This is a genomic window from Streptococcus sp. HMSC071D03 (genome assembly GCF_001812125.1).
Classification (GTDB): domain Bacteria; phylum Bacillota; class Bacilli; order Lactobacillales; family Streptococcaceae; genus Streptococcus; species Streptococcus pseudopneumoniae_N.
In genome coordinates this window covers 1-11,364 of record NZ_KV807760.1, presented here as the reverse complement: position 1 = coordinate 11,364, position 11,364 = coordinate 1, and the positions used below count along the sequence as shown (strand labels likewise).

Here is an 11,364-nt window from a genome sequence, read left to right as displayed (position 1 = left end):
GGGCAAACCACCCGTTAGACGGGTGGTTATGATTATTCTAAACGACCATCTTTACGATAGGCGATATCTGGTTGCCATGTCCATTTGGCACCGTATTTCTCAAGGAGATCAAAGCTAGCTTGAGGTCCCATGCTACCAGCCTTGTAGTCATGAAGTGGAGCTCCGTTTTCAGCCCAAAGCTTCTCGATACGGTCAATCAATTTCCATGATGCACTCACTTCATCCCAGTGGCTAAAGTTAGTTGAATTATTGTTCAAAACATCATAGATGAGTTTTTCATATGGGTCTGGTGAAGCACCTGTTGCAGTCGCATCTGTTCGATAGTCAAGCGAGTTTGGCGCAAGGCTAAACTCTTCCCCCACCTTTTTACCGTTAAGACTGAGAGAGAATCCTTCTGTTGGTTGGATGTAGATTGTCAAAATATTTGGTGCTAGAGGTTGATCAAAGATTGAATCCATTTGTTTGAAGACAATGTTCACGTGTGTTCCTTTTTCAGTTAGGCGTTTACCTGTACGGAAGAAGAAAGGTACATCACGGAAGCGGTCGGTATCTACAAAGAAGGCACCTGAAGCAAAGGTTTCTGTCATAGATTCAGGGTTAACATTTGGTTCACTACGGTATGAAATATATTTCATGCCATCAACTTTACCAGAACGATATTGACCACGGATGAAGTGCTCTTTAAGTTCCTCATCTGTAGAGTGGTAGAGGTTCTTGAAGACCTTGATTTTCTCTGCGCGAATGTCATCCTTGGTAAAGCTAGCAGGCTTGTCCATAGCAAGGAGTGACAGGAGTTGGAGTGTATGGTTTTGAACCATATCACGAAGGGCACCAGACTCATCATAGTAGCCACCACGCTCTTCAACACCTAGACGTTCTGCAAAGGTAATCTGAACATTATCGATGTGTTCACGATTCCAAACATTTTCAAAAATCATATTAGCAAATCGGATAGCAAAAATGCTTTGAATCATTTCTTTACCGAGATAGTGGTCGATACGATAGATTTGCTCTTCGTTAAAAGTAGCTAGGAGTTCTTCGTTTAATTTGCTTGCAGTCTCATAGTCGGTTCCAAAAGGTTTCTCAACGATCAAACGTTCAAAGCCTTTACCATCAACAATTTGCTCTGATTTGAGGTGTTTAGCGATGGTACCAAAGAACTGAGGTGCCATTGAGAGGAAGAAGAGTTTGTTGTGTTCAGTCTGATATTTTTCATTTAATTCAGCCTGAAGTTTACGTAATTCGATGTAGTGCTCAGTGTCATTAACATCGTGGCTTTGATAGTAAAAATGACTCGCAAATGCTTGAGCCTCTTCAACGCTATCAGCCAAGTCAAGAATTGATTCGACAACAACAGATTCGAAATACTCCTTACTCCAAGGTCTACGAGCAGTTCCAATAACAGCAAAATGATCAGAAAGATTACCTGATTTATAAAGTCTAAAAAGTGAAGGGTAGAGCTTACGTTTGGCCAAATCCCCACTTGCACCGAAAATTGTAACAATAACTTTTGATGACATCTAGCTACCTAATTTCTATTTTGTTTCCTAGTTAAACTAGGCATGAGGAGTCCCCATTTTTCATATCCTTTATTTTATCATAATTTTCTAAAAAATCCAAAAATCCAATACGGCTATACTAAGAGGTTAGGCAAAACTCAATTTCATACTCTTCGAAAATCTCTTCAAACCACGTCAGCGTCGCCTTACCGTACTCAAGTACAGCTTTGCGGCTAGCTTCCTAGTTTGCTCTTTGATTTTCATTGAGTATTAGGAGAAACCGAAGTAAATCTTTCCACAATAAAACGCATAATATCAAGTTTTTTATACCTGATACAATGCGTTTTTTTGATTATAAAGACTTTTAGCCCTGCCTCTAGGCGTTTAGAACCTTGTCTAAAAATTCTTTAAGTCGCGGATGTTGTGGGTTGTCAAAGATTTGATCAGGTGTTCCGTCTTCTAGGAACTCGCCATCTGCAGTAAAGATAACGCGGTTAGCAACCTGACGAGCAAATCCCATCTCATGGGTTACGATAATCATGGTCATGCCTTGCTCAGCCAATTCTTTCATAACGTTTAGTACGTCTCCAACCATCTCAGGGTCAAGGGCAGAAGTTGGTTCATCAAAGAGCATGATATCAGGATTCATTGCTAGTCCACGAGCGATAGCCACACGTTGTTTTTGACCACCGGATAGGCTATCTGGGTTAGCATTAGCTTTATCTGCTAGTCCAACCTTTTCAAGCAACTCCATTCCCAATTTCTCAGCTTCTTCTTTAGTCATCAACTTGTGCTCAATTGGAGCAAAAGTAATGTTGTCCAATACAGACATGTGTGGGAAGAGGTTGAAGTGTTGGAACACCATTCCAATATTTTCACGGACGTGGTCAACGTTGGTTGTTTTTTCAGTTAAATCATAGCCGTTCACAGTGATGTGACCGCTAGTGACTTCTTCTAGAAGATTGAGGCTACGGAGGAAGGTTGACTTACCAGAACCTGAAGGACCGATGATACAAACAACATCTCCTTCATAGAACTTAGTCGTAATTCCTTTTAGGACTTCATTTTTTCCGTAGTTTTTGTGTAAATCATTTACATCAATTTTTAGTTTTGCCATTAACGAATCCTCTTTTCTAAGCGTTTCGCTAGTCTAGTCAAAAGTGTGATAATTACAAGATAGAAGATGGCAAGGATTGCATACATCTTGAAACTTTGGTAGTTACGGGCGATGATGATCTTACCAGTTTGGAAAAGTTCAACCAAACCGATAGCAGATACGATAGTTGTATCTTTAAGAGCGATAACGAATTGGTTAACGAAGTTTGGCAACATTAATTTAGTTGCTTGTGGCAAGATAATCTTACGCATGGTTTTTCCATAAGAGATACCCAAGCTTCGGCTGGCTTCCATTTGACCAACTGGAACGGCCTGAATACCACCACGAACGATTTCAGCGATATAAGCAGCTGCATTGAGCGATAGGGCAATAGTACCAGCTATAAAGTCGTTAATGGGGCTTTGTTGGCCTGTAATGGACTCGATAAAGTTTGGAATTCCCCAGAAGATGAAGGCTGCAAGAATCATCAATGGAATACCACGGATAACGTCAACGAAAATCTCAGAGATCACACGAAGAGATTTGTATGGGCTAACGCTAAACATACCGAAGATAATCCCGATGACAATGGCAATAGCAAACGAGATAAGAGCTAGAGCAAGAGTGATGCCAAGACCGCTAAGGAGTTGTTTGTAGTTGTTTTGGAGCAAGCCCCAGATAGTTGTCTCATCAACAGTGCTTGTTGATGTAGTTGATGATTCGCTAGCTAGGTATTTGTCAAGAATCTTTTGGAATTCACCGTTTGCTTTAAGGTTTGCAAGTCCGTTATTGAACATTTCAATCAATTCTGGATTTGCTCCTTTTTTAACAGCAAAGGCTGTTTCTCCGATTGGAGTTCCAGGGATTGGTGTTTTCAATTTTTGACCTTGGCTGATAGAATATTTGAGAACAGGCTCATCATCCATAACGGCATCGATGGCACCAGTGTTTAAACTGTCATACATTGATGAACCATCAGCGAAGGTTTTGATTTTGTAACCGTATTTGCTTTGGTTTTCAGTTAGGAAGGTTTGAGAAGCAGTTCCGTTTTTAACACCGACTGTCTTTCCTTTCAAATCTTCATAAGAAGCAATGGTACTTGATTCTTTGACACCAAGGATAGTATTGGCAGTGTAGTAGGATTCTGAGAAGTCAAAAGTTGCCTTACGAGCATCTGTGACAGACATACCAGCAATGATACCATCAGCTTGACCAGCTTGGACAGCACTGATAGCTGCATCGAAACCAGGATTGGTAATTTCAATTTCAAAACCTTGGTCTTTAGCGATGGCCTTAATCAAGTCCATATCAATACCAGTAAATTGGTTGCTTGAATTTTGGAAAACAAAAGGTGCAAAAGAAGAATCGCTGGCAATGATATATTTAGCTTTAACAGGAATAGCTTTTAAGCCCGCTAGAGTAGTTGTAGTTGGCACTGCTGAAGACGATGAAGCAGTCCATTTCTTGATGATTTTATCAAGACTACCATCTTTTTTCATCTCAGCCAAGGCTTGGTTAAATTCAGTGACTAAGTGCTCGTATTTGCTACCTTTTTTAACACCGAAAGCAAAGCTACCTACAGCTTCACCATCCATTTCAATATGGAGGTCTTGACCTTGGTTAATGGCATATTCGATAACAGGTTTGTCATCCATCATGGCATCGATGGCACCAGCACTCAAGCTGTTGTTCATCAAATCACCAGTGTCAAATGTTTTAATGCTAAAGCCATATTTGTCCTTGATACTTTCAAGGAAACGTTGAGCGGCAGTACCGTTTTTAACACCAACAGTTTTACCTTTTAATTGGTCATACTGGCTAATCTTGTGTGACTTTGTAGTTGCAATGACAACTTTTGTATCATAGTAAGTATCAGACATGGTGAAAACTTTTTCCCGTTCTGCATTTTTTGTCATTCCTGCCATAATTGCGTCAGCTTGACCAGCTTGAACCGCATTTACCGCTGCGTCAAATCCAGGATAGGACATCTGAATGTTCCATCCTTTAATCTCAGCGACTTTGTTAATAATGTCAACATCAATTCCTTTATAAGTTTGATCTGAATCTTTAAACTCAAAAGGTGCATAGGCGGTATCAGACACAATCTTAATCGTCTCTGCTTTCGCAATACCTAATGAGAAAATTGGGAATAAAATTAGCAAAAATGCTAGAAATTTTTTCTTCATTTTTAGTCTCCTTTTCCGAATATTTTCCCATTATATCAGAAACTAAAAAAGTTGGCAAATATTTAGTGTTTTCATGTGAGAAGATGTGACATAAGATGCTAAATGGCAAGAAGTTGAGAATCAGTAAGTCGATCCTTTTTATGGTAAAATAGAAGGATAGAAAATGTGTATGAGGCAATTATGATCAATAGAATTACAGACAACAAATTTAAACTCGTATCTAAATACCAACCGTCTGGTGACCAACCGCAGGCCATTGAACAGTTGGTTGATAATATCGAGGGTGGAGAAAAAGCTCAGATTCTGATGGGGGCGACTGGAACAGGGAAGACCTATACCATGAGTCAGGTCATTTCCAAAGTCAATAAACCAACTCTGGTTATTGCCCACAATAAAACTCTAGCAGGACAGCTCTATGGGGAGTTTAAGGAATTTTTCCCTGAAAATGCTGTTGAGTATTTTGTGTCTTACTATGACTATTACCAGCCAGAAGCCTATGTCCCTTCTAGTGATACCTATATTGAGAAGGATAGTTCTGTCAATGACGAGATTGACAAGCTCCGCCACTCAGCGACTTCAGCCCTTCTGGAGCGCAATGATGTCATTGTAGTAGCTTCAGTCTCTTGTATCTATGGTTTGGGTTCGCCAAAGGAATACGCTAATAGTGTCGTGAGTCTCCGTCCTGGTCTAGAGATTTCTCGTGATAAACTCTTGAATGATTTGGTGGATATCCAGTTTGAGCGCAACGATATTGATTTCCAACGGGGAAGATTTCGCGTTCGTGGGGATGTGGTAGAGATTTTCCCAGCTTCCCGTGATGAACACGCCTTTCGAGTGGAATTTTTTGGAGACGAAATTGACCGTATCCGTGAAGTTGAAGCGCTTACAGGTCAGGTGTTGGGAGAAGTGGATCATTTGGCGATTTTCCCTGCGACTCACTTTGTGACCAATGAGGACTACATGGAAGTTGCCATTGCAAAGATTCAGGCAGAATTAGAAGAACAACTAGCTGTCTTTGAGAAGGAAGGTAAACTGCTTGAAGCCCAACGTTTGAAACAGAGGACAGAGTATGATATCGAAATGCTGCGTGAGATGGGCTATACTAACGGGGTTGAGAACTATTCACGCCATATGGATGGACGTAGCGAAGGAGAGCCTCCTTATACGCTTCTCGACTTCTTTCCAGATGATTTCTTGATTATGATTGACGAGAGTCATATGACTATGGGACAAATCAAGGGAATGTACAATGGAGACCGCTCTCGTAAAGAAATGCTGGTTAATTATGGTTTCCGTTTGCCGTCAGCCTTGGACAATCGTCCTCTCCGTCGTGAAGAGTTTGAAAGTCATGTGCATCAGATTGTTTACGTTTCAGCGACACCTGGTGACTATGAAAATGAACAGACTGAGACAGTGATTGAGCAAATCATTCGTCCGACAGGTCTTTTGGATCCTGAGGTGGAGGTCCGTCCGACTATGGGACAGATTGATGACCTCTTGGGTGAAATCAATGCCCGTGTTGAAAAGAACGAGCGAACCTTTATCACCACCTTGACCAAGAAAATGGCAGAAGATTTGACCGACTACTTCAAAGAAATGGGCATCAAGGTCAAGTATATGCACTCGGATATCAAGACTTTAGAGCGGACGGAGATTATCCGTGACCTACGTTTGGGTGTCTTTGATGTCTTGGTCGGAATCAACCTCCTCCGTGAAGGAATTGATGTTCCTGAGGTAAGCTTGGTTGCCATTCTCGATGCTGACAAGGAAGGTTTCCTTCGTAACGAGCGTGGACTCATCCAGACTATTGGACGTGCCGCTCGTAACAGTGAAGGGCATGTCATTATGTATGCGGACACTGTGACTCAGTCTATGCAACGTGCCATTGATGAAACTGCTCGCCGTCGGAAAATCCAGATGGCCTATAATGAAGAACATGGTATCGTTCCACAAACCATTAAGAAAGAAATCCGTGATCTGATTGCTGTGACCAAGGCAGTTGCTAAGGAAGAGGACAAGGAAGTTGACATCAACAGTCTCAACAAACAAGAGCGCAAAGAACTCGTCAAGAAACTAGAAAAACAAATGCAAGAAGCCGTTGAAGTGCTTGACTTTGAACTAGCAGCACAGATTCGCGATATGATGCTGGAAGTGAAGGCGTTGGATTAGATAGGATAAAGCGAATGAAGATTATCATTAAAACAATGGAAACTCCTGAAGAGGTAGAAGGAAAATCCCTCGTTCATTGGAAAACGTGGAGAGAGGCTTGTGACGATCTTTTACCCATGGAATTTCAGGAGACGATGACATTAGAAAGATGTCGATTCTTTAGTCAAAAATATCCAGAAAATACCTTGATTGCTATGGATGGAGAGCAGGTCGTTGGATTTATCAGCTATGGAAATTTTCGTGATGAGGCCATTCAAGCTGGTGAAATCATTGCCTTATATGTTTTAAAAGATTACTATGGAAAAGGTGTGAGTGAACAGTTAATGCATGCTGCATTTGTTGCTATTGATCATTTCTCTGAAATTTATTTATGGGTATTGAAAGATAATAAGCGAGCCATTGCTTTCTATCAAAAAATAGGTTTTACTTTTGATGGCCAAGAAAAAATACTTAAACTTGGAAAACCTGTTAAGGAATTGAGGATGATGTGTTCTTCAAATAAAAATTCCTAAAAGAAGTATCTATCAATCTTTGAACCGTTATCAACTAATCAAGTCTAAAAAGTGAAATAGATAGAATGAAACAAAGAGATGAAGGAGAAGATGAATGAAAATTCTAGTCATCAATGGACACCCTGATAAGGAAAGTTACTGTCAAGCAATTTTTCAAACCATTGTAGAAAATATTGATTCAAGGCACCATGAGCTTGAAGTTATCAGTCTTAATGAAAAAGATTTTGATCCTGTTTTACGTTATGGATATCGAAAACGTATGGAAGAAGATTCTTTTATCCTTCGTTCCCAAGAATTAATCCAGTGGGCAGATCATTTCATCTTTATTTATCCTATCTGGTGGAGTAGTATGCCTAGCCTCATGAAAGGCTGGATTGATCGGGTCTTTACACCGGGGATTGCTTACTCTGCTAATGATAAGGGGAGTTTTATCTGGAATTACCTTAGAGGCAAGCAGTTTAAAAAGTTATTAAAAGGGAAAACAGCCAGTATTTACGCAACCTCCATGGCGCCCACTTGGTGGTACAAAATCTTTTCGGGTCCTATCAACATTCCAGATAGCTATGGCATCTCTGTTTTGAAAAATGCGGTCTTGAATCACTGTGGAATTAAAACTAAGCGCGTGTGCGTACTAGGTGAAGTTGGACTGGATGTGAATACAGCAAGTATGCGTGAAGAGCATCTCCAAAAAGTGGCAGAAGAAGTTAAAAAACTATCATGAAACAAAAAAGTAAGAGACAGAAAACATTAAAAAAACACCAGAAATCAAAGAGAAAGATTGGTCTACTGGACCGCATGAATCTTTGGCTTATGAAGCATACAAAAGTTGCTTTTCTACTTGATGCAAGCGTTCTGTTGTTTTCTGCTCTAGGAATATTATGTCTATTGTACGGGACAACCCTTATTCCAAGTCCCTATCGGGAACTGCATTATAGTTTTCCACTTTATTTAAATATCGTTCTTTGAGTGAATGCATCTTATCATATTTTCCTTCGTACCTTTAGGAAAGACTGGATTTCCTTGCAAAATTTTGCAGAAGTGTTTTTATATCCTAACGGAATTGCTTGTGTATTACAGTGAACGATTGGGATGACCTCTAAAAGAGGAAGAAGATTACTTCTGATATGGGCATTAGACTATCGCTATATCTGTTTTCCCTCGTTACTTATTTTATTTTCTTTCTATGGCTTATTGTGACAATTATAATTTCCAAGTATATTGAAAAGAAAAGAGGACAAAAGGAAATGGGGAAAATTCATTCAAATGAAAAATAACAGAAGAAAATTAAAAAGGAAAAAGAAATTATCCAGGGTAGAGAAGTTCAATCTGTGGTTAGATTCTCATAAGCTGTTGGCTTTCTTAGTGGATTTTACAGTTTACCTAGTCTTAGTAGGGATAGTAAGTATTGTTTTTAGTCAAGTTATCCTTCTTCCAAATCCATATAATCAAATTAATTATATGTTTCCGCTTTATCTTAATATATTCTTTATATTCGGTAGGATGTACGCTTATTATCTGCGAGAGGTTTGTTCAACTAAGAAAAATTTTAAAGATTATCTGGAACCGTTTCTTTACAATTGTTTTATTTTTATAATTCACTTGACAATGGGAATTAAAACACGGACTCACCACGTTTTACCTTCACTCTTATCCCTAGATCACCGCTATATTTGGTTCCCTATAGCAACCTATCTGTTTTTTTTACCGTACCTGCTTTAATGATTTTATTTATGAGATATATTGAAAAGAAAAGGAGTCAATCATGATAAAACATCTAACTATATTTAGGGTAATTTACCTTCTGGTCCTGGTATTCGCCCTGATTCATTTTATCTTAGGCCTCTTTGGTTTAGCTTTTACACCAATCTTGTGGAATTTCTGGTTCTTTGGTCTTTGTTTAACCCTATTTATCCATCCGTGGACTATCTTCTATAAATCTAGAATCTTTCAATGGCATCACCTGATTTTTCAGGCTCTCAGTGGATTCTTTGCTCTTATAATCTGGTTTATGATCTTTTTCATTTTATCCACGGTTCCAGATTCATCTATGCCTATCAATTTAGACTACTATGTGATTAGGGAAAAAAATGAAATCAGAATCATCAGAGGATTCTTACTCCATGAAATTCATGAATATCATGACTTAGTTAATCCTTTGATTATGAAATCTAAAGTTAAGTATGTAGAAAAAAATTAAACATTAGAAAGCGAGTAAATTTATGTCCCGTTCTCAATTAACCATTCTAACTAATATTTGTCTAATAGAAGATCTTGAAAATCAGCGCGTGGTTATGCAGTATCGATCGCCTGAAACCAACCGCTGGTCTGGCTATGCTTTCCCAGGAGGTCATGTTGAAAATGGAGAAGCTTTCGCTGAATCTGTCATTCGTGAAATATACGAGGAAACAGGTCTGACGATTCAAAATCCTCAACTGGTCGGCATTAAAAATTGGCCACTAGATACAGGTGGGCGCTATATTGTCATTTGTTATAAGGCGACAGAGTTCTCTGGGCCCCTTCGCTCTTCAGATGAAGGGGAAGTTTCTTGGGTGCAAAAAGACCAGATTCCAAACTTGGATCTGGCCTATGATATGTTATCTTTAATGGAGATGATGGAAGCTCCGGATAAGTCTGAATTTTTCTACCCTCGCCGTACAGAAGACGATTGGGAAAAGAAAATACTCTAATCCTTTACTAAATAGCCTAACTTGTCCAAGGCCTTCTCGATATAGAGGAGGTCTTGTTCGTTTTCAGCTTCGACTAGGTGATAATGGACGCCATCTGTTAATTCAGAAAGTGGTCTAAAGTCAGACCGTTCGACTTGCTCTAAAAAATGCTGAACGTCACGGCGACAAGAGAGTTTGAGCAAGGTTTCAATTTCCCCGTAGACAGGATGATCAATCAAGGTATTCTGAACACGTCCCCCATTATCGACGATAGCTAGAAGTTCTTGACCGATTTCTTCCATCTCGTGCTTTACTTTAAACAGCTTGTGAACATACGGATTGGTTTTGCTTTCTTTATAAATATAGCCACGATTGGTTGATAAGATAGGAGCACCATCAGCACGCAGTACTGCAATGTCCTGAACGATAATCTGACGGGTTACATGAAAACGGTCTGCTAAAGTTTGACCATTTAGAGGTTTTTGAGACTCCTTTAACAGTTGTAAAAGTGCTTCTTTTCGATTTTTTGTCATATTCTTCTTTCTTAACGCTTAACGGCGTTTTTTCAATGCTTTATAAACAGCCAAAGCTAAGTAATAGTCTACCATACTATGGATAATAGTACCAAATCCAACTAATACAAACAAGACATAGAACATATTTTTTAAGTCAGTTCCAGTACTAGCATAAAAGATCATACAAGCAAAAACTTCAGCAATAGCATGAACCAAACCAAGTACAAAGTTAAAAATCAATGAAGATTTCTTATTATCCAAGGTTTGGGGATGTTTTTGAAGATAGAAAGCACCCAGACTTCCAAAAAAGATATGGGAGAAGGCACGAAGTACGATAACAATCGGATACCCAGCCATGAGAAATCCTAAACTAGAAGCTATAATAACAAAGATAGCCATCCAGGGAGAAAGAAACATAGCGATAAAAATAGCAACGTGACTTCCTAGAGTGTAGGAAGCGGGAGGAATGACAATTTTAAAGGGCATCACCAAAGGAATCAAAATAGCGATAGCTGTCAGTAATGCGGTCAAGGTCATGAATTGTGTTTTCTTTTGTGTATTCATAATAACTCCTTTTTATCTGTATATACAGTTGTATAGTACAATAAAAAATCAAACAAGTCAAGAAGCAAAATTGATTTTTGAGGAGATTATTTTAAAATGAGGAAAAAGAATGCTAAAAAGAAGCTATAGTCAATTGAAACAAGAACAAGACAAAAGA

Annotated in this window: 10 protein-coding genes; 5 read left to right on the top strand and 5 right to left on the bottom strand. The window is 39.1% G+C overall.

Features of this window, described 5'->3' with window-relative positions; translation table 11 throughout:
- Positions 1-32 precede the first annotated feature (32 nt).
- From zwf to HMPREF2837_RS06420, 3 genes are all read right to left on the bottom strand, one after another.
- Positions 33-1,520 (bottom strand): glucose-6-phosphate dehydrogenase, encoded by a 1,488-nt coding sequence (gene zwf / locus HMPREF2837_RS06430; protein WP_049548301.1) that lies wholly within the window; start codon positions 1,518-1,520, stop codon positions 33-35.
- A 355-nt stretch (positions 1,521-1,875) separates the two neighbouring features.
- Complete coding sequence (locus tag HMPREF2837_RS06425; protein WP_049548302.1) at positions 1,876-2,616, bottom strand: amino acid ABC transporter ATP-binding protein; 741 nt, start codon at positions 2,614-2,616, stop codon at positions 1,876-1,878.
- Positions 2,616-4,781, bottom strand: coding sequence for an ABC transporter substrate-binding protein/permease (locus tag HMPREF2837_RS06420; protein ID WP_075230743.1), 2,166 nt, complete (start codon positions 4,779-4,781; stop codon positions 2,616-2,618). Before HMPREF2837_RS06420 ends, HMPREF2837_RS06425 begins: the two co-directional genes overlap by 1 nt.
- A 180-nt stretch (positions 4,782-4,961) precedes the next feature.
- Between HMPREF2837_RS06420 and uvrB the strand changes: the two genes are divergently transcribed.
- From uvrB to HMPREF2837_RS06385, 5 genes are all read left to right on the top strand, one after another.
- A complete protein-coding gene (gene uvrB / locus HMPREF2837_RS06415) occupies positions 4,962-6,950 on the top strand; it encodes an excinuclease ABC subunit UvrB (protein ID WP_049548304.1) in 1,989 nt (662 codons plus the stop codon).
- A gap of 14 nt (positions 6,951-6,964) precedes the next feature.
- Positions 6,965-7,462 (top strand): GNAT family N-acetyltransferase, encoded by a 498-nt coding sequence (locus tag HMPREF2837_RS06410; RefSeq protein ID WP_049548305.1) that lies wholly within the window; start codon positions 6,965-6,967, stop codon positions 7,460-7,462.
- 94 nt (positions 7,463-7,556) lie between these two features.
- The gene (locus tag HMPREF2837_RS06405; protein ID WP_075230742.1) at positions 7,557-8,183 is read left to right on the top strand and encodes an NAD(P)H-dependent oxidoreductase; all 627 of its coding nucleotides are present in this window, start codon (positions 7,557-7,559) and stop codon (positions 8,181-8,183) included.
- Between the two features lie 1,041 nt (positions 8,184-9,224).
- A complete protein-coding gene (locus HMPREF2837_RS11685) occupies positions 9,225-9,659 on the top strand; it encodes a hypothetical protein (protein WP_075230741.1) in 435 nt (144 codons plus the stop codon).
- Between the two features lie 22 nt (positions 9,660-9,681).
- Entirely contained in the window at positions 9,682-10,149 is a 468-nt protein-coding gene (locus tag HMPREF2837_RS06385; protein ID WP_075230740.1) for an 8-oxo-dGTP diphosphatase, read from the top strand.
- On the opposite strand, the gene HMPREF2837_RS06380 is transcribed toward HMPREF2837_RS06385, so the two are convergent.
- Both HMPREF2837_RS06380 and HMPREF2837_RS06375 read right to left on the bottom strand, forming a co-directional pair.
- Positions 10,146-10,661 (bottom strand): transcription repressor NadR, encoded by a 516-nt coding sequence (locus HMPREF2837_RS06380; RefSeq protein ID WP_075230739.1) that lies wholly within the window; start codon positions 10,659-10,661, stop codon positions 10,146-10,148. The genes HMPREF2837_RS06385 and HMPREF2837_RS06380 overlap by 4 nt on opposite strands.
- 18 nt (positions 10,662-10,679) lie before the next feature.
- A complete protein-coding gene (locus HMPREF2837_RS06375) occupies positions 10,680-11,207 on the bottom strand; it encodes an ECF transporter S component (RefSeq protein ID WP_049548312.1) in 528 nt (175 codons plus the stop codon).
- Between the last annotated feature and the right edge of the window lie 157 nt (positions 11,208-11,364).

Excerpts from the sequence above, each read along its gene's own strand:
- HMPREF2837_RS06410 (WP_049548305.1), top strand. The coding sequence starts at position 6,965 with ATGAAGATTATCATTAAAACAATGGAAACTCCTGAAGAGGTAGAAGGA.
- HMPREF2837_RS06375 (WP_049548312.1), bottom strand. The coding sequence starts at position 11,207 with ATGAATACACAAAAGAAAACACAATTCATGACCTTGACCGCATTACTG.
- HMPREF2837_RS06420 (WP_075230743.1), bottom strand. The coding sequence starts at position 4,781 with ATGAAGAAAAAATTTCTAGCATTTTTGCTAATTTTATTCCCAATTTTC.
- HMPREF2837_RS06425 (WP_049548302.1), bottom strand. The coding sequence starts at position 2,616 with ATGGCAAAACTAAAAATTGATGTAAATGATTTACACAAAAACTACGGA.
- HMPREF2837_RS11685 (WP_075230741.1), top strand. The coding sequence starts at position 9,225 with ATGATAAAACATCTAACTATATTTAGGGTAATTTACCTTCTGGTCCTG.
- uvrB (WP_049548304.1), top strand. The coding sequence starts at position 4,962 with ATGATCAATAGAATTACAGACAACAAATTTAAACTCGTATCTAAATAC.
- HMPREF2837_RS06405 (WP_075230742.1), top strand. The coding sequence starts at position 7,557 with ATGAAAATTCTAGTCATCAATGGACACCCTGATAAGGAAAGTTACTGT.
- HMPREF2837_RS06380 (WP_075230739.1), bottom strand. The coding sequence starts at position 10,661 with ATGACAAAAAATCGAAAAGAAGCACTTTTACAACTGTTAAAGGAGTCT.
- HMPREF2837_RS06385 (WP_075230740.1), top strand. The coding sequence starts at position 9,682 with ATGTCCCGTTCTCAATTAACCATTCTAACTAATATTTGTCTAATAGAA.
- zwf (WP_049548301.1), bottom strand. The coding sequence starts at position 1,520 with ATGTCATCAAAAGTTATTGTTACAATTTTCGGTGCAAGTGGGGATTTG.